General features: G+C 54.4%; 27 protein-coding genes and 1 other RNA gene. 13 read left to right on the forward strand and 15 right to left on the reverse strand.

Going from position 1 to position 21,505, the window contains the following annotated elements; genetic code table 11:
* The first annotated feature begins 127 nt into the window (after window positions 1-127).
* The 3 genes from SH302x_RS14130 (at window position 128) to SH302x_RS14140 (ending at window position 5,563) form a co-directional block, all read left to right on the forward strand.
* Window positions 128-2,797: a hypothetical protein gene (locus SH302x_RS14130; RefSeq protein WP_479363052.1), complete on the forward strand. Its 2,670-nt coding sequence runs from the start codon at window positions 128-130 to the stop codon at window positions 2,795-2,797.
* A gap of 331 nt (window positions 2,798-3,128) precedes the next feature.
* Complete coding sequence (locus SH302x_RS14135; RefSeq protein ID WP_479363053.1) at window positions 3,129-3,599, forward strand: hypothetical protein; 471 nt, start codon at window positions 3,129-3,131, stop codon at window positions 3,597-3,599.
* 566 nt (window positions 3,600-4,165) lie between these two features.
* Window positions 4,166-5,563 carry a DNA modification methylase gene (locus tag SH302x_RS14140; protein ID WP_479363054.1) on the forward strand — a complete coding sequence of 466 codons (1,398 nt, stop codon included), beginning with the start codon at window positions 4,166-4,168 and terminating at the stop codon, window positions 5,561-5,563.
* Window positions 5,564-5,573: 10 nt separating this feature from the next.
* Here SH302x_RS14140 and SH302x_RS14145 read toward each other — a convergent pair whose 3' ends face one another.
* The 12 genes from SH302x_RS14145 to SH302x_RS14200 form a co-directional block, all read right to left on the reverse strand.
* Window positions 5,574-5,891 carry a hypothetical protein gene (locus SH302x_RS14145; RefSeq protein ID WP_479363055.1) on the reverse strand — a complete coding sequence of 106 codons (318 nt, stop codon included), beginning with the start codon at window positions 5,889-5,891 and terminating at the stop codon, window positions 5,574-5,576.
* A gap of 12 nt (window positions 5,892-5,903) precedes the next feature.
* The gene (locus SH302x_RS14150) at window positions 5,904-6,134 is read right to left on the reverse strand and encodes a DUF4314 domain-containing protein (protein ID WP_479363056.1); all 231 of its coding nucleotides are present in this window, start codon (window positions 6,132-6,134) and stop codon (window positions 5,904-5,906) included.
* A gap of 12 nt (window positions 6,135-6,146) precedes the next feature.
* Window positions 6,147-6,362, reverse strand: coding sequence for a hypothetical protein (locus tag SH302x_RS14155; protein ID WP_479363057.1), 216 nt, complete (start codon window positions 6,360-6,362; stop codon window positions 6,147-6,149).
* Window positions 6,363-6,605: 243 nt separating this feature from the next.
* Window positions 6,606-7,025 (reverse strand): hypothetical protein, encoded by a 420-nt coding sequence (locus tag SH302x_RS14160; protein WP_479363058.1) that lies wholly within the window; start codon window positions 7,023-7,025, stop codon window positions 6,606-6,608.
* 3 nt (window positions 7,026-7,028) lie between these two features.
* A complete protein-coding gene (locus SH302x_RS14165; RefSeq protein WP_479363059.1) occupies window positions 7,029-7,598 on the reverse strand; it encodes a winged helix-turn-helix domain-containing protein in 570 nt (189 codons plus the stop codon).
* A 26-nt stretch (window positions 7,599-7,624) separates the two neighbouring features.
* Window positions 7,625-7,692, reverse strand: an RNA gene (locus tag SH302x_RS14170) — hammerhead ribozyme type II.
* Window positions 7,692-8,006, reverse strand: a complete 315-nt coding sequence (locus SH302x_RS14175) for a DUF7678 domain-containing protein (protein WP_479363060.1) — start codon at window positions 8,004-8,006, stop codon at window positions 7,692-7,694. The genes SH302x_RS14170 and SH302x_RS14175 overlap by 1 nt, the downstream gene beginning before the upstream one ends.
* An 84-nt stretch (window positions 8,007-8,090) precedes the next feature.
* Window positions 8,091-8,339 (reverse strand): hypothetical protein, encoded by a 249-nt coding sequence (locus SH302x_RS14180; protein WP_479363061.1) that lies wholly within the window; start codon window positions 8,337-8,339, stop codon window positions 8,091-8,093.
* A 288-nt stretch (window positions 8,340-8,627) separates the two neighbouring features.
* Window positions 8,628-8,837, reverse strand: a complete 210-nt coding sequence (locus tag SH302x_RS14185; RefSeq protein WP_479363062.1) for a hypothetical protein — start codon at window positions 8,835-8,837, stop codon at window positions 8,628-8,630.
* A gap of 144 nt (window positions 8,838-8,981) precedes the next feature.
* The gene (locus SH302x_RS14190; protein WP_479363063.1) at window positions 8,982-9,254 is read right to left on the reverse strand and encodes a hypothetical protein; all 273 of its coding nucleotides are present in this window, start codon (window positions 9,252-9,254) and stop codon (window positions 8,982-8,984) included.
* Between the two features lie 108 nt (window positions 9,255-9,362).
* Complete coding sequence (locus tag SH302x_RS14195; RefSeq protein ID WP_479363064.1) at window positions 9,363-9,638, reverse strand: hypothetical protein; 276 nt, start codon at window positions 9,636-9,638, stop codon at window positions 9,363-9,365.
* A 291-nt stretch (window positions 9,639-9,929) separates the two neighbouring features.
* Window positions 9,930-10,187 carry a hypothetical protein gene (locus tag SH302x_RS14200; RefSeq protein ID WP_479363065.1) on the reverse strand — a complete coding sequence of 86 codons (258 nt, stop codon included), beginning with the start codon at window positions 10,185-10,187 and terminating at the stop codon, window positions 9,930-9,932.
* Between the two features lie 52 nt (window positions 10,188-10,239).
* Between SH302x_RS14200 and SH302x_RS14205 the strand changes: the two genes are divergently transcribed.
* Window positions 10,240-10,374, forward strand: coding sequence for a hypothetical protein (locus SH302x_RS14205; protein WP_479363066.1), 135 nt, complete (start codon window positions 10,240-10,242; stop codon window positions 10,372-10,374).
* 101 nt (window positions 10,375-10,475) lie between these two features.
* Here SH302x_RS14205 and SH302x_RS14210 read toward each other — a convergent pair whose 3' ends face one another.
* From SH302x_RS14210 to SH302x_RS14220, 3 genes are all read right to left on the reverse strand, one after another.
* Window positions 10,476-10,769 carry a hypothetical protein gene (locus SH302x_RS14210; protein WP_479362979.1) on the reverse strand — a complete coding sequence of 98 codons (294 nt, stop codon included), beginning with the start codon at window positions 10,767-10,769 and terminating at the stop codon, window positions 10,476-10,478.
* A gap of 150 nt (window positions 10,770-10,919) precedes the next feature.
* Window positions 10,920-11,213: a hypothetical protein gene (locus SH302x_RS14215; RefSeq protein WP_479362980.1), complete on the reverse strand. Its 294-nt coding sequence runs from the start codon at window positions 11,211-11,213 to the stop codon at window positions 10,920-10,922.
* Between the two features lie 279 nt (window positions 11,214-11,492).
* Entirely contained in the window at window positions 11,493-12,350 is an 858-nt protein-coding gene (locus SH302x_RS14220) for an amidoligase family protein (protein ID WP_479363067.1), read from the reverse strand.
* A gap of 274 nt (window positions 12,351-12,624) precedes the next feature.
* Between SH302x_RS14220 and SH302x_RS14225 the strand changes: the two genes are divergently transcribed.
* From SH302x_RS14225 to SH302x_RS14265, 9 genes are all read left to right on the forward strand, one after another.
* Window positions 12,625-12,831 (forward strand): hypothetical protein, encoded by a 207-nt coding sequence (locus SH302x_RS14225; RefSeq protein WP_479363068.1) that lies wholly within the window; start codon window positions 12,625-12,627, stop codon window positions 12,829-12,831.
* A complete protein-coding gene (locus SH302x_RS14230) occupies window positions 12,821-15,088 on the forward strand; it encodes a terminase gpA endonuclease subunit (protein WP_479363069.1) in 2,268 nt (755 codons plus the stop codon). The genes SH302x_RS14225 and SH302x_RS14230 overlap by 11 nt, the downstream gene beginning before the upstream one ends.
* Window positions 15,089-15,419: 331 nt before the next feature.
* Window positions 15,420-15,617: a hypothetical protein gene (locus SH302x_RS14235; RefSeq protein ID WP_479363070.1), complete on the forward strand. Its 198-nt coding sequence runs from the start codon at window positions 15,420-15,422 to the stop codon at window positions 15,615-15,617.
* A 173-nt stretch (window positions 15,618-15,790) separates the two neighbouring features.
* A complete protein-coding gene (locus SH302x_RS14240; protein WP_479363071.1) occupies window positions 15,791-17,173 on the forward strand; it encodes a phage portal protein in 1,383 nt (460 codons plus the stop codon).
* On the forward strand, window positions 17,139-19,172 hold the full coding sequence (locus tag SH302x_RS14245; protein WP_479363072.1) for a phage major capsid protein: 2,034 nt from the start codon (window positions 17,139-17,141) through the stop codon (window positions 19,170-19,172). The genes SH302x_RS14240 and SH302x_RS14245 overlap by 35 nt, the downstream gene beginning before the upstream one ends.
* Window positions 19,173-19,249: 77 nt before the next feature.
* The gene (locus SH302x_RS14250; RefSeq protein ID WP_479363073.1) at window positions 19,250-19,579 is read left to right on the forward strand and encodes a DUF2190 family protein; all 330 of its coding nucleotides are present in this window, start codon (window positions 19,250-19,252) and stop codon (window positions 19,577-19,579) included.
* Between the two features lie 9 nt (window positions 19,580-19,588).
* Complete coding sequence (locus SH302x_RS14255) at window positions 19,589-19,942, forward strand: DUF2190 family protein (RefSeq protein ID WP_479363074.1); 354 nt, start codon at window positions 19,589-19,591, stop codon at window positions 19,940-19,942.
* Entirely contained in the window at window positions 19,943-20,272 is a 330-nt protein-coding gene (locus SH302x_RS14260) for a hypothetical protein (protein ID WP_479363075.1), read from the forward strand.
* Between the two features lie 133 nt (window positions 20,273-20,405).
* Window positions 20,406-21,503 (forward strand): trypsin-like serine peptidase, encoded by a 1,098-nt coding sequence (locus tag SH302x_RS14265; protein WP_479363076.1) that lies wholly within the window; start codon window positions 20,406-20,408, stop codon window positions 21,501-21,503.
* Window positions 21,504-21,505 lie beyond the last annotated feature (2 nt).

Raw genomic sequence — 21,505 nt, forward strand, 5'->3', positions numbered from 1 at the left:
TCGCATCTTTAGCAGACGAAACCGAGCCGGTAGTCCGGTTTTGTGAGACTGATCACGGGTCAAGAGTTTTGAAGGCGATGGGAGTGCGTCTACCGTTGGGTGAGGAACCAAATAAAGGTGGCCCAGCTTGAGTCACCCAGCGATCACTTTATTGACGACTCTGTTCGAGCCGTCAGACCTCATTCTCTTTCGTCCTGTAGAAGCATGGAATGAAGGTGGACGGAAACGCAGCCGTGTCGACTATAGCAACGTATGCTACCGGCCCGCCAAGGCGACGACTCTCGAACAAACGCTGGCTCGGCTGGAAACAAGTTCCGAGTCGGAGCGTACGAACTTGTTTTTCGGCGTCTGTCCACGTGTTGGCAATAAAGGACGGTACGACCTTGCTTGGCAGATTCGTGTAGTCCGTTGCCTCTGGGCTGATCTCGATGGATGCAATGTTGCTCAAGCTATTGAACGTTGCAATTCACAGGCTATCCCTGCGCCCACTGCTATCGTCAATAGCGGCAACGGCGTGCATCTGTATTGGCGTTTGGATCGCTCACTGCTAATCGACGATGTTGGCGATCCACCTCCCGTCGAGACGGAATGGTCAATTGGAAGCGACGGACGCAAAAAGCCCAAACGCTACGTTCTTGATGGTAAAGATCGTGTCTTCTTGGATCGACGCCATCATTTGACCAAGACAAGCCCAAAAGCACTGCAGGCCCAAGACCTACTGATGGGTATCGCGGCCGCGATCAACGCCGACCATACGACAGACCTCACTCGGTTGCTCCGCCTGCCGGGCACATTGAATAGAAAAGATCAACGCAATGGTCGCGAACCAGTCAAGGCTGAGTTGATCGAATGCGACAGCAACCGGCGATATTCCCTTGATGCCTTTCAGAAGTTCGCGAAGTCCTGTGAAGCCACCAAACGCCAACGGCAGATTGAGGCAATGCCATTGCCTGCCGTTCGTAAGCTATCGGCTGGGAAGTCCGACAAGCTCTCGGAGCTTATCGCCGCTTGTACGATCGCTTCGGAAGGCACGCGTTCTGAGGCCGACTTTGCTGTTTGCTGCTATGCGATTCGAAGTGGAATTTCGAAGGATGAAGTTTGGACACGGCTGCAATCGGTAGGCAAGTTCGCAGAGCAAGGTCGCCGCTATTTCGATTTAACCTGGGAAAGTGGCGAGTACGATGTGCGGGCCACTTTGTGCGATCGCTTGCAGAAACGTTTGCCAAACGAGAGCCCAGCGGTAGCTGCCCCTTCCGGTGACCAACAGGCAGAGGAGCCGGAAGAAAGACGAACCATTACGATCGACTCGCGATCTACGCCTGTGGCCTCAACCATGGGGCAGATCACCGATCGATTGCTTGCCACCGGCTCTTGTTTCAATCGGGTGGAGCAATTGGTTGTCGTGCGAGAGCAATCGATCTCGCCTGTGCTCTCATCTTCAGAATTGACGGGACTGCTCAATCAGCACGTCGAGTTTTACTTCGTCAATGAAGATGGAGGCGAGTATAAGCCGTTGCCAACATCTTATGCAAATACATGGCTGAACAACGTCGGCCAGCGTGAACGGTTGCCCGCAATTCGGCTGTTCAGCCACAATCCGATCTACACGGAGGACTGGCGGATGGTCAGTCCGGGTTTCGATCCCAAGTCGGGTTTCTACTACGCTGGTCCACATATTGAGCCAGTCGAAGGGACCAAGCATCTCGACGCGTTGTTGCGTGACTTCTGTTGGCGGAAGCCGGCCGATCGGACCAATTACATCGGAATCCTGCTAACGGGACTGCTCGTCTCACGTTTCATCGGCTCCAAGCCGGCTGCACTGTTCAACGGGAATCAGCCTGAGCTTGGTAAATCGGTTCTTGCACAAATCTTGGCAATCCTTCGCGATGGCCATCATGTGGAAACCGCTTCGTATAACGCGAACGATGAAGAGTTCGAAAAGCGTCTGGGAACAATCGTTAGGCGTGGCGTTACGACAATCATCATCGATAACGCTAAGGCACGCGGCCGCAATCCCAAGATCGATTCTGCCTGCCTCGAGCGATCGATTACCGATCCGATCCTGTCTTTTCGATTGCTGGGATTCTCACAAGAGATTCGAGCCGAGAATTCGCATTTGTTTTGCATCACCGCCAACTCACCTGATGTGAGTCGCGACCTTATCACTCGCTGCGTGGTCATTAATTTGCATCACGAGGGCGATCCAACGAAGCGATCGTTTTCGATGGACGATCCAGAGGCTTACGTTCAGACGCATCGCCTGCAGCTGCTCGGTGAACTGGTAAATATGGTCGAACGCTGGAAGGCCAGCGGCATGCCTCTAGCCAAGATTCAAACTCGGTTCAACAAGAAGGGTTGGGGCAACATCATCGGCGGAATTCTTGAAGCCAATGGTGAACCGGACTTCATGGCCAATGCCGAGGATGCTGCCAGTGAGATGGATGACACTCGCCGAGAATTCGAGGAACTAGTCACGGCGCTCGCAAAGCATCCGCAAGGGATCTGGTCGTCGTCTGAGTTAACAGATCTCGCGAACAAAAACTTCGTGCTGCAGTCTGAACTTGGCGACGGGACTCCACGCTCTCAAACCACGCGCATGGGCAAGCTAGCGGGTCGATTCGTCGGCGAACGATTCAAGCTCGATGATGGCACCTACGCAGTATTCAAACGCTCCTTCAACGGTCAATACAACCAATACCAGGTCTTCGTTGAGTCAGCCCAAAGTGACCGCTTAGGACTTCCGGACGTCGAAAACCAGACGTCCGGAAACGTCCGGGAATTGGAGCTGTTTTCATGAGCAATATCACAAACGCCAATAGTGCCGTGCCATTCAATCAATTTCGCTGCTTCCACGTGCGATGCTCGGTGTCCACTTCCGGCCGTTTAGGACATTTCCCGGACGTAAAGATTTCCAAACGTCCTAACTTTTTACCCTGCAATTTCATTGGTGACTTAGGACGTTCCGGACGTTCCGGACGTTTGTCAGGAGTTAGTTGTTGGGAGGGTAAACGAACGTGTTTTTCCCCGTATGTAGATCGTATAGGGAAACACGTCCTAAACGTCCGGACGTCCGGGAATGCCTCAAACCACATTTCTCAGTTAACCCAAAATCGAAAGGCAACCTGGGTATGAATCACGCATTTGCGTCCCGCCCCACTGTCTACAACGGCGTCCAATTCCGTTCCCGCTTAGAAGCACAATGGGCGTGCTTCTTTGATCAAGCGAAATGGAAGTGGGACTATGAGCCTATGGACCTTCTCGGTTGGACGCCTACCTTCCGTGTGGAGTTTCCATGCGGTCACTCCGAGTGCCCTGACACGCATGTGCTTTTGATCGATGTGCAACCGTTCGATGACATCGCGTCGTTTGCTGGCCGTCGTTGCATGGACTTCGCATTCGGCGAGTGCTGGAAGCCAACCGGTGAGATTGAATCCATCCCCGCTGATGCATCAGCCGCATTCGGAATCAATCCCGATGTGACCTATTGGGAAATGGGTCATGGTGCCGGTGGTGGTGTCGAGAACGTCCAAAACTGGGTGTTCACCTATGCCCACGATCTCTGGAAGACAGCCGGGAACATCATCCGAGGCTGCTCATGAGTAACCAATCGAGATCGCAAGTCATCGCACACGTTAGCGCACGTCGCAACCGTTGCACTGCGTTCGAGTGCGACGCCCAGCACACTACAGAACGCGACAGTGGGCCAACAGTGGCCCCTACGGCGAGTCTGCCAGAGTGGCACTCGATACGAAACATGTTTAGGTACTTCCGGCCCGAGACCACCAATCTTGGGCCGTGGGAACAGCCGCGCTAGTCAACACAGTTTGTTTTTTTAGTCCGGGCGACTTCCGCCCCATTTTCACAAGGAGATTTTCATGGATTGGGATACAGCCATGCGTCGGGAATTGAAGCGATTCAACGCAGCCGCCAGGCGTGCGATTGCAAAGCGCGAATCGGACGAGGTGGCGTCGAAACCATCAAAGCCGCAGCCAACAACCTGGGATGAAGCGTTGAAACGAATGCTTCGCAAAGCACGACGGAATGCAGCGAGACCCCTCAGAGCCGACTCGCCGCAAAGACAGCATAGGCCCATCAACGCCAAGTAAGCCCACCAAAGATCAGAGATCTATTAACAACACGAGTCCATCAAGGAAGGAATACCAGTATGTCAACCATCAATGCTTTGCAGATTGAAATGTGGACGCTCGATCGAGTTCGTCCGTACGAGAACAACCCTCGCAGTAACGACAAAGCCGTCGACGCGGTCGCAGCTTCGATCAAGGAATTTGGCTTCTCGCAGCCAATCGTTGTCGACAGCGATAGCGTCATCATCGTCGGCCATACGCGATTGAAGGCCGCGCAGAAGCTTGGACTTGAACGCGTCCCCGTCGTGGTCGCTTCGCACCTGACACCAGAGCAAGTGCGTGCATATCGAATCGCTGACAACAAGACCGCTGAGATCGCGGAATGGAATTACGATCTGTTGCCGATCGAATTGTCGGCATTGCAGGAAGCGAACTACGATCTCGGGCTCCTAGGCTTCAACGCTGAGGAGCTCGCGAAGCTGATGGATACCGGCGTCAACGAAGGTTTGACCGATCCGGACGAGATCCCCGAGCCGCCAGACGAAGCGGTCACTCAACCTGGCGATCTTTGGATCCTCGGTAACCATCGGTTGCTCTGTGGCAACTCCTCATCGCCGGCAGACTTGGATCGTTTGCTGGCCGGCGCTTCGATCCACCTCGTCAACACAGATCCGCCTTACAACGTGAAGGTTGAACCGCGATCGAACAACGCGATCGCTGCTGGTCTGTCGTCGTTCACGAACGATGGAGCATCTTCTAGACTCAAAGGTGGCCAAGGGAATGCTGCGTCGTTTGGTGTGGACCACGAGACTGGCAAGCCGAAGCATGCGGCGACGCACAAAAAGCTTCGTGCGAAAGATCGTCCGTTGGCAAATGACTTCGTTAGCGATGAGGCCTTTGATCAACTGCTCGACGATTGGTTCGGCAACATTGCACGCGTCTTGCTACCAGGGCGTTGCTTCTACATCTGGGGTGGCTACGCGAATTGCGGCAACTATCCGCCCGTACTGAAGAAGCATGGTCTCTACTTCTCGCAGTCGATCATTTGGGACAAACAGCATCCGGTCCTAACACGCAAGGACTTTATGGGTGCGCATGAGTGGGCGTTCTATGGTTGGAAGGAAGGAGCTGGTCACAAGTACTACGGTCCCAAGAATGCGACAGACCTATGGCAGGTGAAGAAGATCAATCCGCAGTCAATGTCACATTTGACTCAGAAGCCTGCGGAGCTTGCCGTTCGCGCGATGCAGTACTCGTCGGTGCAAGGTGAGAACGTGCTCGACCTATTCGGAGGCAGCGGATCGACGATGATCGGCGCGGAGCAATGTGGTCGCAATTCGTTCTTGATGGAACTCGACACGCTTTATTGTGACGTAATCGTTGATAGGTACCAAAGGTTTTCTGGTAACAAGGCCATCTTGGAACGGACTGGCGAATCTCCGATTCCCATGCAGCCTCGTGAACAGAACATGCGATAGGAGGTCGCAATCAAAACCTATGACTATGCCAAGCCTCGTCTTCAAAGACATAGATGTACTCCGCTCCGCAGTTCCTAGCGAATTCATGCAGGGCTGCGCGAGTCGGCATGACAACCGCGCGGTTGCCGTCGGTGAATCGTTCGGGCGTTCCGTCGTTAGCGAGCGAACGAATGTCGCCGCCAACGACCAACGTTCGCGCCGACTCGATCGATGTGTAATGTTCTTTGAGGACTCTGCCGGCGTGGTCGTGGTAGCCATCAAAGTGAAGATAGATCGCTGCGTAGCGACCGTCTTCTTGCTTGCAGGCAATCGTTGCTCTTGTAGACATAGGGTGGTTTCCTTACTTCGATGGTTCGTGGTGGTAGGGTTCGACGATGGCGACGCAATCGTCGGGCATCGTCAGCATGAGGGAGCGGCCGTTGTCCCAGTCGATATCGACCTGTGTCCAGTCGCCGTGTTCATGGACTTCAACAACGGTCCCGAGCGAACCAACGGGGATCGGGTCTGGATCTTGCGGCATCGATACCAAGCGGATGCGATCGCCTTTCTTCAATCGTGTCTGCATAGTCATTGGTTCCTTGTTTCATTTCGTAGATGCGGTGAGTTTGTCGAGGAGTTCGCCGGCTTGAGCCAGGCATGCGTTGACCTGGGCCATCGTGTGAACGTTCCGCCACCGCAGCTTTGGGTCATCGGGTTGTTGCAAAGCGTCGAGCGATTGACGCAATCGATCGAGGTAGTCGCGTGCTACGAGGTGAAGGTTTTCGTAGGGAGCTGCCGGCTCAAGGGCTGGTTTGGCCATGTTTGGTTCCTAGTTGTTGGAGAAGCAAAAGACGATCCCCAACAGTCAGCCAGCGAATCCCAAAAACATCAAGCCAACATGCGAGCATGTTTTGCGAAATTTCTGGAAACATGTGGTTGCGCCGGCGAACCGCAGTTTTGCGACGTGTCGCGTTGTGTTGTCTGTTGGGGTTATGTTCGCATCAACGAGAAAACGCCCACACGATTTAAACGAGGGGCGATTGGTTGGGAATCAGTGGTGAGTCTAGTCGCGAACGGGAACCAAGACGCAAGCTCCTTCTCCGGTGATTGGATACTCCTTCAGTTCGCTTGTCCGTGCATACAGCAGGTTGCCTCGGCGAATCACATAATCAACATCTGCGAAAGTCTCGGGTTCATCGATGCGTCGAAGCCGATATCGAACTCCAGGTTCTGGTACGGCGATCTGGTCGATGTACAAATCCGAGGTGAGCTTTACCTCGTTGATGTAGGGACCTGCCGGACGCATGATGCCAAGCGTACTACGAAAGGATACGCGTTGGCCGGTTGCCTGATTGGTAGCGATGACATGTGTGGTCTCGCCGGCCTTCGACGGTTGAAAAATCGATTCGACCTTGACGATGATTGTCTTACCGCAATGGCAAGCGACATACCGCTCGCCAATCCGAACATCCTTCGATCGCATGGTCTAACCTCGCACGGTAAATCGGCCGCGCTCGGTCTTCACGAACTTGCTATCGTCGCCCTTGGCCAAGTCGCGAAGGATCGCACTGTACAAGGTCGCGTGGGGAGTCTTGCCGCCGGGACTGGTCCAGTAGCCCTTTGCTTCCATCGCGGTGATCAACTCTTGAGCGTTCATCGGCTCGCTCGATTCGCTGAGGACCTTCAAAGCCGCTGTGACGCAGCTCAATCGCTTTTCGCCGGCGTCGGCCGTCTCGGTGGATGCCGCATTTGCTTTGCGTGGTTTCTTGAGGACCGCAACCGCTGTGGACGTTTCGCCTCCGATCGTTTCGACGGTAGCTGGTTCGTTCTCAACCACCGTTACGTTACCTTCGGTGGAAACCTTCGCGCGTCCGCGCTTTGCACCCACTTCGCCCTGAAGGCGTTGAGCACTCTTAATGAGAATCTTCTTACCGGTTGCAAGGTTGGTCGCGTCCCAGCCGCCACGAGGCTTCTCAGCATCGATTTGAATCTCGCATCGGTTGCCCGACACGTTCGCGTAGTACTTGCCACCAATCTTTACTTCTGCCTTCTTCATCTTCGTAACTCCAAATCTGTGTTCGTGGTTGGCTGCCATCGTCAGGCCGATCGAACCACCGATCGACTACGCGCGTCCGTGCTGCGTTTCGGCTTATTGACCAAAGACCAAGTCCGACAATCCTTCGCAAAGAAAGTCGACCACCACCTGGACCTCCGTATTGACCGCCGGCACATCCAAGCCGCGGTCGAAGTTGAACATAACTTTGTGGTCGGCCAGACGTTGAACCCAAAGCTTCGAAATCTTGCTTTGGTTCAATTCGTACGATTCGTGTTCTGCGTGCTCGGCGAAGACCAACGCGTCGAAACGGTATTCGTCGTTGATCTTGCCTTGTACCCAAGATCCGCCAGCGCCGCGGTTACGATTGCTGATCTTGGTGATCGTCAGATCGAGGTCGTGTTGGGTCATCTGCTGGTCTCCGTTTTGTGGTTTGTGAATCGTTTTCGCGTTAACACACATGAGCCATGCGGTTTGAACCGCATCAAGCCGGATTCAAAAGGAATTCGAATTCTTTTCTTGGGTGCATACCTGCGTTCGGAAATGTTGGGCGAGCTTTGCTGCGGTGGCCTGCACATCAGCCAACTCGTCGAAGAAACGTTTCATGGTCGTTGGGTCGGCAGCGTTGAGGATCGGCATCTCTTCTATCGCTGCATGCAGGTCGCTGATGGTCTCGAGCGCTCGTCGGTGAGCGCTGAGGAACTGGGCCGAGGTGAGTCGTGGTCGGTTGGTCATGGTTGGCATCGTGTTGGTCCTGTATTGGGTTGGAATGAAACCGCGTTTGGTATGCACACACATGAGCCATGCGGTTTGAACGTCATCAAGCCAATTTCAGCAGCTTTTTCCAGTCTTTTCCCATGTTTCTCCGAATCGCCCAATTTCGCCCACGTTCGTTTGTGTCGCGTTCGTATTCATGTTGCATCATTGGGGGTAGGTAGAAGAAAGAACGCGACACATTTGATGTGTCGCGTTGTGTTAGCCAGTCAACGCGGCGCATGCATTCGCCGCGGTTCTGAATTGACGCTGGGTCTACTAGTCGGCGATGCCGAGATACTCGCGCAAGCCCTCGAGCGCTCGTGCCACCTCTCGCAGGGTGAAGCTTTGGTGCTCGTAGAAACTGAAGTTCTCATCATGTGGATTTGGGAACTGGTCAATCCGTTCCCTGATAGAGGCCAGTTGGTTCTGAACCTCGGCCCAGTTGTCGTTGTAAGATTCGTACTGTTGTGGTGTGTGACCAGCCATTTTGTTTCTCCTATGGTTTGTAGATGTGAACTCGCAAGTGCGATGACACACATGAGCCATGCGGTTCAACCGACAGCAAGCCGAAGAAGAAAAGATTCTGAAGGTTTTCCAGAATCTTCTCCCCGGCGCATCGGTGTGTGGCAATCAACTATCGCGACATGTTTCCCAAGCCCGCTTGCTGCCGTAGCAGATCTGCCCGCCTTCGACGATGTAGACCGTGTTGTCGTCGGCAACGTCTTGGGCGTCGTCATCTTCATCCTCATCGTCGGACGCGTCGTTCATGTCGCGGCCGCTGGTCACGCCACAGATTCGGTTCTCGAAGGGCCAGTTCTGCTGGGTCATCAGTCGCACTTCGGCGTCGACTCCGAACTCTTCGCGGTAGTCGTTGAGGATTTCGATCAGGGTGTCGAGTTTCATGTTTGGTTCTCCGTTTGGGTGAATGAAAATTGGTTATTCGATAACACACATGAGCCATGTGGTTCGATTAACCTCAAGCCGTCCTTGCAATGTTTTCAGCAGGTTTTCTCAGCATTCCTTGGAAGCCAGAAATTCTTCGATTACTTCGGGCAGCATGCTGCCGGCAAGGACATCTATAGCCTCTTCGAACATGCGGAGTTCTGCTTCCAGGGCACGGGCCGAATCTCCACTCGCGACCACGAATGCGCCGGCCAAGTTGTCGGCCATTCGTTTCAACCTTGTGACCACTTCGCGATAGTCGTCGCAAATGTCCAGCGCGGTAGCGCGAGGCATTTGTTTAAAGGCGGTTCTGATTGCAGCTTGTCTGGCGTTGGTTCGGGACATCGGTTTGTTTTCCTGTTGCGTGGTGAAAGCAGTTGGTCGCTGGGCGATGACACACATGAGCCATGCGGTTCAACCGGCAGCAAGCCGATTTCAGCAGCTTTTCCCCGTGTTCTTCCATGTTTCATGGGATGCCTTACGGGCCCCGACGTTGACCCGTGTTGCGATGTTTTGATTGTTGGGTACTTGGTCGAAGGTTCCCGCAAGAACGCGACTGCGGGCGAGTGTCGCGACCAAGCGGAAGAACGCCGCGCTTCCGTTCGCGGCGTCCGTGGCATTCCGCTGGTCAGTGGCTTAGAGGATCTTTCCAAGGCGGCTGTTCTTCATCGCGTCCAAGGCTTGGACTGCGTTGAAGTGTTCGGTGAGCAGTGGGCCAGCGCTGGGTGTCTGTTTTGCGTCGGCGATCTCGAGGGCTTCCGCCAATGTTCGCAATCCAACGATCGCGTTGTAGTATGCTTCGCGAATCTCTTGGGCTTGGTGCGCATCCATCGCCTTGAAGATCTGTCGAAGGGTTGCGTCAGTCGCTGCGTGTTGGTTGTTTGCGTTGGTCATGTTTGTGTCTCCGTTTTGGAAAAAGGTTTGAATCGTTTACGCGATGACACACATGAGCCATGCAATAGGCGAAAGCTCAAGCCAAGCCTGCGAGAATCTCGGCAGAAATCTGAATGTTTCTGCCTTCGCGAACAATTCGCACACGATGCCACCGTTCGCATTGCTGCAGACCGTTGGCCACTATTAGTTACATACACGAAACAGGCCCACATTGACGAACCGTTGACCCAATATTGCCAACGATTCGTCGACCGAACCTCCGTGTTCGGTCTTCGCCTCTGCAGGGGCCTAGTCGTCAGAGAGATCGGTATTGGGATTCGTTGCTCGTTCTTCAAGGATGATCACCGGCAACGCGCTCTCGCAAAGAAGGTTCAAGGCCTCCTCAGCGAGATTCAGTTCTTCTTGAATCGCGGTAGCTGGTTCCCCGCGTACTCCACAGCCCTCGCATTCGAGCGTTTCAATCAGGCGAGTCAGCGATCCGCAAGCGCTGTTGAACGTGGCAAGAATATCGCGTGCACTTCCTGGTTGCATGTTGTCCAGGGCGGTCTTGATCGCAGCGAGCCGGTCGTAGTTCAGATTCATTTTGGTGTTCTCCGTTTGGAAATAGGTTTGTATGGTTTACGCAATGACACACATGAGCCATGCGGTTCCATGAACATCAAGCCGAGTCTGAAAACAATTCAAAAAGATTCTGCCGGCGGCGCTTGGCCGCCGGCGAATCTGCGTTTTTCGTTAGTCTTTCCGCAAGAAGAACTCGAGCATTTTCTGTTGCTCGAGGAGTTTTGTAAGTTCCGCTCTTGCCTCTCGTGCGGCGCGGAGGTCGCCCTCGGCGAAATCAACCCAGGACATGCTGCATGGTTGGTCGGCCTGCAGTGCCTCTGTGTCTTTGATCGCCCCTTGAGCGCGTCGAAGCATGCATTGTGCTGCTTCATCCATTCGGCGTTTGGCATCGGGGATCATCCATTTGAGTCGTCGCAGTTGGTCCTGGATTGCTTGCTCGGCGCTCGTTTGATTCGTGTCGTTCATCTGTGTTTCTCCGTTTGGGAAAGGGAATGGAATCGTTTACGTGATGACACACATGAGCCATGCGGTTGGGGAAAGCTCAAGCCGGTTCCTGAATGTTTTCTGAATGTTTTCAGCCGCTTTTTTGAAGGCCGCGTGTCGCACAACGTTCGCGTGTGTTGCGTCCGTTTGGATCTTGGGTACTTGGTCGCATGCGGTGTGAAGAACGCGACGGTGCGCAAGCGTTGCGACCAAGCGGAAGAACGCCGCGATTCCGTTCGCGGCGTTCTATGTGGTTGCGATTTAGGCCGCGTGGTCGTATTTGCGGGCGAGCTCGAGGAGTTTGGTTTTGATCGTCTTCCATTCCGGTTTGGTTTCGCCGGCGATCTCTCCGTAGACCTTATCGCGAAGGGCACCCTTGTACCAACCTTTGGTCCATCCGAGTCGGTAGAACAATCGGTTGAGTTCGGTCTCGCCAAGGCCGGCACCAGGGCGATCCCAGCAACTCTTGGTGCCTTCCTTCTTGACGTAATCCCATTCGCTGCATCGTTTGGTATTGAGGGCGAGTTCTACCAAACCCAACACCATCATCAGGTATCCGACCACCTTGGTCTTGTTGAGCGTTCCGCCGAAGGCTCGGAATTCGATTCGGTTCTTACCGCGGGTCAGGTGGGTCAAGTTCAGCAGGTGGTAGCGATCCGATTCGCATCGGCTCTTGGCGTTGTCTTTGTTGCCGTATTGTTTGATTCGCTTGGCGTACATCATCTGTTCGCGTTTGCGGGTTCCGGTCGAAGCGTAAATCGCTCGTTCGTGGTTGCCGACCAAGGAGATCAATCTTGCCAAGGCGGCTGCGTCTCCGTGCCAGCTAATGGTTACGTGAAGTCCACAGCTAGAATTTACTCGACCCCCGCGAGCGTTGATCTGGTCGATCGCGTTCTCGATCTGGCGTACGCCTTCAGCCCCTTTGAGTATTGGGCTTACAAACTCGCATCCTTTGCGCGAGGTGTTCTCGGGTCGGATGCTTCCATCGCGTTCTGCTTTCCATCCGGTTGGCAGCCAAGGTACTTGGTATCCGCTGTGGTAGGGTCCGATCGGTGTGTTGTCGGTGCTTGGGAGGGTGGTTTCGAATTCAATTCCGAAGGCGATTTCGTTTGCGTTCATCGTTCTGTTCCTTTGTGGTTCGAGGTGTGTTTTGCGTCGCGTTTTCTGCGTCGCGATGACACACATGAGCCATGCGTTTCGAGGAACATCCAGCCGATTCCTGCATGTTTTCCAAGTAATTCTGCATGTTTTCTGAGAGGCCAACGGTGCCCCAAGATTACGCCACCGGCGCGTCCAAACATGCTCCGCATAACGAGGCGAACATGCGGCTAAAACGCGACAGTGCGCAAACGGTGGCCCCACGTTTCGAGATGCCAAACCATGGAGGAATGCGATGAGTGAAGGAAACAACCAGGTCGATCCGACGAGGCTTTCGGTAGAACAAGCAGCGAAGCTATTGTCAGCCGCTTACCGAGAACGCATCGAGCCAGAGAAGCTCCGACTAGACCTTCAAAACGGTGCGCCGGTGAACGTTGATGGAACGATCAACCTCGTGCACTACTGCGCATGGCAAGCAAAGGAGATGGGACGTGGCGAGTGATCCAAGGAAGCTAAAACCAAGTGAGCTATGCCGACTGCTCAACTCGACGCCACTCGGCGAGGTGATCAGCGAACGGCAACTCTATCGGCATCGTCAACGCGCCGGCTCACGCATCGGCGACAACAAGACCGTTGACTTGCTTCGCTATTGCGCGTGGATGCATATCGTACGACACACACCTCGCACGACAAACGGTATCGATCCATACGATGCGATGAAGGAGCGAGCGCGTGCACGCAATGCAGCGCTCGCTCTCGCGGGGCGTGATATTGGTGAACTACCAGAGGTCGATAACCCAGATCGCAAAGATCGCGCGTCGCGTGACTTCCGATACTTCTGTGAAACGTATTTCCCTCTGACGTTTCATCTCGCTTGGTCACCAGATCATATCAAGGTCATCAACAAAATCGAGCAAGCGGTTGTGCACGGTGGCTTGTTCGCGTTGGCGATGGCACGCGGTAGCGGTAAAAGCTCGATTGCCGAAGTCGCGTGCATTTGGGCAGTGCTTTATGGGCATCGCAACTTCGTATGTTTGATCGGCAGTGACGAGGGGCATGCATGTGATATGCTCGATTCGATCAAAACCGAACTCGATAGCAACGAGTTGCTATTGGCTGATTTTCCAGAGGTCTGTTTCCCGATCCAAGCCCTCGATGGGATTTCGAATCGTGCGAACGGCCAACTCTACAAAGGCAAGCGCACGCAGATTGGATGGACCGCAAAAGAAGTCGTCTTACCAACGATCGAGGGTAGCAGCGCCAGCGGAGCGATTATCAAGGTCGCCGGCCTAACCGGCCGCATCCGAGGTATGAAATTCAAACGTCCCGATGGTAGAACAGTTCGTCCAAGTCTTGTGGTACTCGATGACCCGCAAACGGATGAAAGTGCTCGTTCGCTCTCGCAATGTGCGAATCGCGAAAGCATACTCGCCGGCGCAGTGCTTGGCTTAGCTGGTCCTGGCAAGAAGATCTCGGGCATCATGCCCTGCACGGTTATTCGTCCAGGTGATATGGCTGACAATATCCTCGATAGGAATAGGCATCCAGAATGGAATGGCGAACGAACCAAGATGGTTTATGCATTCCCTAAGAATGAATTGTTATGGGAGCGATACGCCGAGATCCGTGCAGAAGGGATGCGCGGCGGTGATGGTGGTGAATCTGCCACCGAGTTTTATCGGCAGAACCAAGCTGCAATGGATGATGGGGCTGTAGTCGCTTGGCAGGAGCGATTCAACTACGACGAACTCTCGGCAATTCAGCACGCGATGAACCTCAAATTGCAAGACGAGGCAGCGTTCTTCGCCGAATATCAAAACCAGCCTCTGCCGGCGGAGACGGTTGTCGATGGGATGCTCAAACCCGAAGAGGTCGCCAGCAAATTCAACCGCATGGAACGCGGGTTGGTCTCGATCGGCGCGAATCATCTCACTGCATTCATCGACGTCCAGCAGAAGCTACTCTTCTATGTGGTCGCTGCGTGGGAGGATGATTTCACCGGTTATGTGATTGACTATGGTTGCTACCCTGACCAGCAGCGTCCGTACTTCACGCTGCGCGAGGCTCGCCAGACGCTGAGCTCCGAAGCGACTGGAACCGGACTCGAGGGATCAATCTACGCTGGCCTCGAATCGCTGACATCGAAACTGCTCGAACGCGAGTGGCAACGCGATGATGGTGCAGCGATGCGGATCGGTCGCTGTTTGATCGATGCCAACTGGGGGCAATCGACGGATGTGGTCTACCAATTCTGCCGGCAGTCCAAGCACGCCGCTGTGATCATTCCCAGCCACGGTCGGTTCGTCGGCGCTTCGAGCTTGCCGTTTAGCGAGTATCGTCGCCGGCCAGGTGATCGCGTAGGACTCAACTGGCGTATCCCGAACGTAAATGGCAAACGAGCCATACGACATGTGGTCTACGATACCAACTGGTGGAAGTCGTTTATCAATGCTCGCCTTCGTGTTTCGATGGGTGATCGCGGCTGCCTCTCGCTCTTTGGTACGAACTCCGAAACGCATCGCATGCTCGCCGAACATTTAACCTCAGAGTACTTCGTCAAGACCGAGGCCCGCGGACGGAGTGTCGACGAATGGAAGCAGCGACCGGAGCAGCCAGACAATCACTGGTTCGACTGTCTCGTCGGTTCAGCCGTAGCGGCTTCGATGCAAGGAGTCATGCTGTTTGGTACTGACGGAGAGGTCGCAGCAAAGAGAGAGCGAATGAGCTTTAAGGAAATGCAAAAGAGACGCAGAACATAGTGTTTTCCCAAATTCCCTCTCCCAGTTCACCAACGATTCGCCCCCACCTTTTGATGCGGAGAAATATTGCTGATTCGATGCTTTCTGGAGATTTTTTGCCTGCCATGTTGTAACAAATACTACCCATTTTTTATTACAAGATCAAAGCGAGTTTTTGGTCGGGGGTGGCGTCGTCAACACTCGGTAAAAAGTCAACAAAAGCGACGCTGGAGCAAATAGCTCTCGAGGATTGAATCAAAAAAAATCTTCTCATTCGTCCGTCAATCTACATGTGAACCGGGTATTCCTACAGATAGAAGTCCACGTCTTCATTCTTAGGTAGGCCGATAGCATGTCAGACAACTTGCAAGAGACGATTCGTGAAAGTGCGAAAGCACCTGCCAAGGCATCGGGAGATGCTGGTAGCGTCGAGCAGCACAAGCTCACTGAGCAGATCGCTGCTGACAAGTATCTGGCGTCCAAGGCGGCCGCCTCTAAGCCGAAGCGTGGCCTTCGATTTAACAAGCTCCTGCCACCAGGTGCCGACTAATCGTTCGCGCCTGATTGAGCTTGTTTCTATAGGCAGGGGTGTCGGGTTTCACAGAAGGGATTGATTCACGGATGTTTAAGTTGTTGTCAGGGATTCTGAGCAGGAACGGCGATCGTAAAGATCGGTCGCTCGTCCGTGGACGCTCGGCCCGACACCCCTGGTCGTTAGTGAGAATGCTAGGACGCTACGATGCTGCGACCACTACGGTCGACAACGTTCGCCACTGGGCAGCCGCTGACGGACTATCGGCCAGTGCGGCCAACAGCCCTGAAGTACGCCGCACGCTACGCAACCGTTCGCGTTACGAGGTCGCGAACAACTCTTATGCCCGCGGTATTTCGCTGACTCTGGCCAACGACTGTGTGGGTACCGGGCCGCGATTGCAGATGCTGACTGCGGCTGCATTCGCCAACCGCTTTGTTGAGCAGGAGTTCTTCGCGTGGGCTGATGCAGTTGGCCTGGCAGAGAAGCTACGCACGATGCGGCTCGCTCGCGTTTCAGATGGTGAATCATTTGGGTTGCTGACCAGTAACCCGAGAATCGATTCGCCTGTTCAACTTGATTTGAAGCTGGTCGAAGCCGAACAAGTTACATCGCCAATCTTGGCTCTCGACAGTTATCGCTACCTCGATGGCATTCGCTTCGATGAGCATGGCAACGCGATCACTTATGATGTCCTTCGAGAACATCCAGGCGACGACGCTTTCTCGTTAACCGAGAACTTTGACACCATCGATGCCAGTTCGATCCTTCACTATTTCCGAAGCGATCGGCCAGGGCAAATCCGTGGCATTCCCGACATCACGCCGGCGCTGCCACTATTCGCACAGTTGCGACGATTCACGCTGGCTGTATTGGCGGCTGCTGAAACAGCGGCTGATTTCGCAGGGATTCTTTACACCGATGCGCCGGCAGGTGGCGAAGCGGATGCGGCGGAACCGTTCGAGCCGATCGAACTGGAGAAGCGAGCGCTCCTAACGATGCCAGGCGGCTGGAAGATGGCTCAGATGCACGCTGAGCAACCAGCCACGACTTACGCTGAGTTCAAACGCGAGATTCTCAACGAAATCGCACGTTGTTTGAACATGCCGTTTAATGTCGCCGCTGGTAATTCGTCGGGTTACAACTACGCCTCAGGGCGACTCGATCATCAAACCTACTTCAAGTCGATCCGTGTCGAGCAGTCGCAAATGGCTCGCACCATCCTGGATCGCATTCTGTATGCATGGCTGCGCGAGGCGATTCTCATCGAAGGCTATCTGCCTAACTCGCTTCGCACTCTCGACTCGTCGTTCGAGCATCAATGGTTTTGGGACGGACATGAGCATGTCGATCCAGCCAAAGAAGCCAATGCCCAGAAAATCCGCCTCGCCAATCATACGACAACTCTGGCCCATGAATACGCGAGGCAGGGGCGTGATTGGGAGGCGGAACTTAAACAACGCGCGAAAGAGATCTCGCTCATGCGTGAGCTCGGACTCTCGACCGATTCAACTTCACTTTCTCCAGGAGAGGTAACGGATGACGAAGACATTGCAGTCGAACAAGCAGAGTGAGGTGGATGCCGAGTCGGTACCTAGCTCGCTGCGAATCGTTTGTGACGATTCCAGTTCGATCAATTTACATGCCGCCGGGGCTGCCGAAGAAGGCAAGCCGGCGCTTCGCAAGTTCTCAATGGTCGCTTACACCGGTGGCGCGATGCGTCTTGGTGGCTGGCCTTACCCCGTAGTTGTGGACCTAGCGGGTATGCGTGTGACTCGCAAGTCGCGACCGATCCTCAAGGACCACGATCGCGCAAGTATCGTTGGTCATACCGACGACATCATGGTCGGCGATTCTCGGCTTGAAGTCGCAGGCGTGATCTCAGGGGTGGGCAATACCGCGCAAGAAGTCATCGCCACCAGCGAGAACGGTTTCCCTTGGCAAGCATCGCTCGGTGCCAATGCCGACAAGGTTGTCTTCATCCCCGAAGGGAAGACTGCGAACGCCAACAATCGCGAGTTCAAGGGTCCAGTCTACATCGCACGTAAGTCAACGCTGGGTGAAGTCTCGTTCGTAGCCCTTGGTGCCGACGATGACACCGAGGCTCGGATTGCCGCTGGCCAGTCTGGCGATGACGAGGACCTTGATAGCGAACAGGCGGATGACGACAGCACCGATTCCGATGATTCGGAGCTCGACCCGGTAAACGCCAGCCTGGATATGGGCAGCAAGCCCAAGCGTCCTGTCACTAGTGGAGTCGTTTCCAAGATGCGCATCGAAGCCGCTGCTGAATCCAAACGTATCGCCGGCATTCGCAAAGTGTGTGCTGGCAAGCATCCAGAGATCGAAGCTCGCGCCATTGAAGAAGGCTGGAGCGTTACCAAAACGGAGTTGGCAGTGCTGCGAATCGAACGACCCAAGGCTCCTGACCAACAGGCAAGCCAACCGATGTACCGCCGCGAAGTTCTCGAGGCAGCTTGCTGTCTATCGGTTGGACTCGACGAAACCAAGTTGCTCAAGGCTTATGGCGAGCGAACGCTGAACTCTGCCGATCCGCTTCGGCACATTGGCTTGCGTGAACTTGTCGCCGAATGCGCACGACTCGAAGGATTCGATGTTCCACGCGTGTTCGGTGATGGTACGGCAACGATTCGCGCCGGCTTCTCGACGCTGTCGCTGCCCGGCATCCTTGAGAACGTCATGAACAAGACGCTTCTGTCCGCCTATGAGTCGACACCGATCGCAGCGTTTGATTTGTGCAGCATTGGAACTGTGAGCGATTTCAAGGAAATCGCTCGCTATCGATTGCTTGGTACCGGTGGGTTTGAAAAAGTCGCGCCCGATGGTGAACTGAAGCATGGAAAGCTCTCCGACCAAAAGTACAGCAACAAGGCTGATACTTACGGTCAGATCCTTGCACTGACTCGCCACGACATCATCAACGATGACCTCAACGCATTCATGGACATCCCGCGTCAAATGGGTCGCAGCGGAGCCGAGTCGATCGACGACCTGTTCTTTACGTTGCTCCTCAAGAACACCGGGTTCTTCTCCTCGGCTAACGCCAACTTGCTCGCGGGTCCAGACACAAAGTTCGGTCCCGAATCGCTCACCGTTGCCAAGACAACCTTCCGCAAACAGAAGGCTGGACCGAGCAACAAAGCCAAGGACCAAAAGCCGATCAACATTCGGCCTGAGTTCTTGGTTGTTCCCGTCGAGATTGAAACCGACGCCGAGTTGCTGATGGGCTCTGCGCAATTGATGATCGATGCGCAAGGAACGCCGACCAAGATCCCGGTCGACAACCCTCACCGCAACAAGTACCGCGTCATTTCAACGCCGCACTTGTCGGACAGCTACTACCAGGGAGCCAGCGGCTCGGCTTGGTATCTGTTCGCCAATCCGAATGTGCTGCCGGCGTTTGAGATTGTGTTCCTCAATGGTCGACGCACGCCGGTCATCGAACGCGTTGAAATGCCTGCCAACACGCTTGGCATGGGCTTCCGTTCTTACATCGACTTCGGTGTGAACTCGCAAGACCCACGCGCTGCTGTGAAGGTCACCGGCGAGTGATCTCCTTAGGTGGGTCGGATCTGTCGGATTCGACCCATCCGTCCTAACAAACTCAAGACTCAGGACTCCAGACTGATATGCAAGCTCAATTTGTTCATGACGGTAAGGCCGTCGATTTCACACCCACCGCTGATGTCGCGGTTGGATCAATCGTGATCCAAGGCGATCTAGTGGGGATTACCAAACGCGACATCAAGGCCGGCTCGCTCGGCTCGATCGCGGTGGATGGTGTCTTTGACATTCCCAAAGACCCCGCTCTGGCAATCGAGTTCGAAGCGGGCACCAAGGTCTACGTCGATGAAGACGGGGCTGTGGTCGCTGACGATGTTGGCACCAAGTATCTGGGCAAAGTCGTCACCGACGCTGCCGCCACTGATTCCTTTGTCCGCGTTCGCCTAAGCCAGTGATGAGACACCGTGAGCAACAACGCACAAATCATAAACATTGGAGCGATCCACGTTGCTGACGGCACGACCGTCGACTTCGTACCTGAGGTTGATGTGCCTGCAGGTTCGATCGTCGTCGTGGGAAAGCTTGTGGGCATTGCCAAGTTTGGGATTGGTGCGGGCTCACGAGGCAGCATCACGGTTCGCGGCGTCTTTGACGTCGTGAAAGACCCAACCACCAACATTCCGGCTGGAACGATCCTTTACTGGTCTCAGATCAGCTGGCATGTGGTCAAGAACGCTTACGCCCATTCGATGTTCGGCAAAGCCATAGAGGCCGCGCCGCCAGGCACACTCACAGTCCGTTTACGTCTGAGTCAATAGATGATGGCATCAATCGCAAAAGTAACAATCGATCGAGCTCGCGCAACACAGTCCTTGCGGATGGCCAATGGTCTAGTCAGCCAATGGCTCTCGGTGGGCGAGTTCCGAAGTTGCTTTTGCGTGGCAAGCCAGTCCGTTCCATCGGCATGGATCATCGAAGGTCGTTTACCTAATGGCGATAACGTCCAACTCGCCAATTACGAAAACGATTTGTTTGATCCAGCCAATCCACGCTACATCACGATGAAGGCCATGTGTGGGCTGCCCATTCGATTCGTTGCGGCTACGCCTCAAACGAACGCGCGATTGTGGGTGGTATTCAAGAGTTAGCGACGACTACCGCTGGCCCGCACCAGGGGCACGAGTTGGGCCTCGGCTCTCCAAACGATCCCTGCGTTTGCGGTCCAGCGATAGTCGTCACTTCACAATGTTTCTGTTTTCTCTGCTTAAGGATCCGTGTTCTATGAGAATCGCAATTCACGTCGCCATGTTGGCGATCCTCACTTACCTTGCATCTACTGTCTCAGCACAGGAGGTGGTTTGCAAAGATGGCCAATGTTCGACTATCCAGTTGGTTCCTCTCACTGAGGAGATTCAGATCGATACGTCCACCATCGAAAGCTCTGCCGCTAGTGATGAGGATCGATTCACCCAAGTCATTCGAGCCACAGTTCGTGTCACCATTAGCGGCGTTTGTGGGAGCGGAACGGTTGTCGGTCGCGATGCAGATGGAAACGCGATCGTTCTTACCAACGCTCACGTAGCGGGCACTCAGCGAGGCAGGACCGTTAACCTCGAACGGTGGAACTCAGATGGTTCCGTTGAACGAGGCCGAGGAGCTATCATCTCTTCCGGATATGGCCGAGGGATGAGCGTCGACTTTGCCTTGCTTAAATGCAACGCTGAGTTTGCAAAAGATGTCCGCCCGATCCCGCTCGCCGACCGTTATCCAACCAAGGGGGCAATGGTCAGCACTTACGGTTGCCCTCGCTGTGAATGGCCGAGCTTGCAAGTGCTTAGCTTGAATCGTAGCGAAGGACAGATTCTTACTTGGAAGCCCGAAGCGATTGGTGGTCGGAGCGGTTCTAGCGTGATCGACTATACCGATGTCGGGCCTCGTGTCGTTGGGCTCCTCACTTGGGGAGGCGGTGGCGAAGGGCTTGGTCAATCGACTCCGTTCTTGCTCCAAGCCATGAAGGGCCGTTTACCGAAATCGCTTGAGGCTCTTCCACAAGGTGTACGCGAAGTTTCCGATGAGCAGGAAAAGTACCACGTCGCGACTTGGCCGACTCAACCTCTGGCTGTGTCGAATCAAACAAGCGATCCCGCCTCACAAGATGTCATTGACTCCATCGTTGAGCCTGATCAAGAAACTATCCTGCGTCCACGTCCTCGGGACGAAGACGGAAAACGCAATCCTGCGGATAGACCTGTCTTGGGATTATTCGAACGCATTCAACGCTGGATTCGCGACAAGCTCCTTATCGGATTGCTTGTGATTGGAGCATTCGCCGCGGGCGTCCTTTTCGGACGATCGGGAAGAAAGATTCTGCCTGTGTAGCA

This window comes from Njordella calcicola (assembly GCF_056494125.1).

What these genes read in the sequence shown, in the direction of transcription:
- SH302x_RS14135 (WP_479363053.1), top strand. Translation starts at nt 3,129, where the DNA reads ATGAATCACGCATTTGCGTCCCGCCCCACTGTCTACAACGGCGTCCAA.
- SH302x_RS14140 (WP_479363054.1), top strand. Translation starts at nt 4,166, where the DNA reads ATGTCAACCATCAATGCTTTGCAGATTGAAATGTGGACGCTCGATCGA.
- SH302x_RS14145 (WP_479363055.1), bottom strand. Translation starts at nt 5,891, where the DNA reads ATGTCTACAAGAGCAACGATTGCCTGCAAGCAAGAAGACGGTCGCTAC.
- SH302x_RS14150 (WP_479363056.1), bottom strand. Translation starts at nt 6,134, where the DNA reads ATGACTATGCAGACACGATTGAAGAAAGGCGATCGCATCCGCTTGGTA.
- SH302x_RS14155 (WP_479363057.1), bottom strand. Translation starts at nt 6,362, where the DNA reads ATGGCCAAACCAGCCCTTGAGCCGGCAGCTCCCTACGAAAACCTTCAC.
- SH302x_RS14160 (WP_479363058.1), bottom strand. Translation starts at nt 7,025, where the DNA reads ATGCGATCGAAGGATGTTCGGATTGGCGAGCGGTATGTCGCTTGCCAT.
- SH302x_RS14165 (WP_479363059.1), bottom strand. Translation starts at nt 7,598, where the DNA reads ATGAAGAAGGCAGAAGTAAAGATTGGTGGCAAGTACTACGCGAACGTG.
- SH302x_RS14175 (WP_479363060.1), bottom strand. Translation starts at nt 8,006, where the DNA reads ATGACCCAACACGACCTCGATCTGACGATCACCAAGATCAGCAATCGT.
- SH302x_RS14180 (WP_479363061.1), bottom strand. Translation starts at nt 8,339, where the DNA reads ATGCCAACCATGACCAACCGACCACGACTCACCTCGGCCCAGTTCCTC.
- SH302x_RS14185 (WP_479363062.1), bottom strand. Translation starts at nt 8,837, where the DNA reads ATGGCTGGTCACACACCACAACAGTACGAATCTTACAACGACAACTGG.
- SH302x_RS14190 (WP_479363063.1), bottom strand. Translation starts at nt 9,254, where the DNA reads ATGAAACTCGACACCCTGATCGAAATCCTCAACGACTACCGCGAAGAG.
- SH302x_RS14195 (WP_479363064.1), bottom strand. Translation starts at nt 9,638, where the DNA reads ATGTCCCGAACCAACGCCAGACAAGCTGCAATCAGAACCGCCTTTAAA.
- SH302x_RS14200 (WP_479363065.1), bottom strand. Translation starts at nt 10,187, where the DNA reads ATGACCAACGCAAACAACCAACACGCAGCGACTGACGCAACCCTTCGA.
- SH302x_RS14205 (WP_479363066.1), top strand. Translation starts at nt 10,240, where the DNA reads ATGAGCCATGCAATAGGCGAAAGCTCAAGCCAAGCCTGCGAGAATCTC.
- SH302x_RS14210 (WP_479362979.1), bottom strand. Translation starts at nt 10,769, where the DNA reads ATGAATCTGAACTACGACCGGCTCGCTGCGATCAAGACCGCCCTGGAC.
- SH302x_RS14215 (WP_479362980.1), bottom strand. Translation starts at nt 11,213, where the DNA reads ATGAACGACACGAATCAAACGAGCGCCGAGCAAGCAATCCAGGACCAA.
- SH302x_RS14220 (WP_479363067.1), bottom strand. Translation starts at nt 12,350, where the DNA reads ATGAACGCAAACGAAATCGCCTTCGGAATTGAATTCGAAACCACCCTC.
- SH302x_RS14225 (WP_479363068.1), top strand. Translation starts at nt 12,625, where the DNA reads ATGAGTGAAGGAAACAACCAGGTCGATCCGACGAGGCTTTCGGTAGAA.
- SH302x_RS14235 (WP_479363070.1), top strand. Translation starts at nt 15,420, where the DNA reads ATGTCAGACAACTTGCAAGAGACGATTCGTGAAAGTGCGAAAGCACCT.
- SH302x_RS14240 (WP_479363071.1), top strand. Translation starts at nt 15,791, where the DNA reads ATGCTAGGACGCTACGATGCTGCGACCACTACGGTCGACAACGTTCGC.
- SH302x_RS14245 (WP_479363072.1), top strand. Translation starts at nt 17,139, where the DNA reads ATGACGAAGACATTGCAGTCGAACAAGCAGAGTGAGGTGGATGCCGAG.
- SH302x_RS14250 (WP_479363073.1), top strand. Translation starts at nt 19,250, where the DNA reads ATGCAAGCTCAATTTGTTCATGACGGTAAGGCCGTCGATTTCACACCC.
- SH302x_RS14260 (WP_479363075.1), top strand. Translation starts at nt 19,943, where the DNA reads ATGATGGCATCAATCGCAAAAGTAACAATCGATCGAGCTCGCGCAACA.
- SH302x_RS14265 (WP_479363076.1), top strand. Translation starts at nt 20,406, where the DNA reads ATGAGAATCGCAATTCACGTCGCCATGTTGGCGATCCTCACTTACCTT.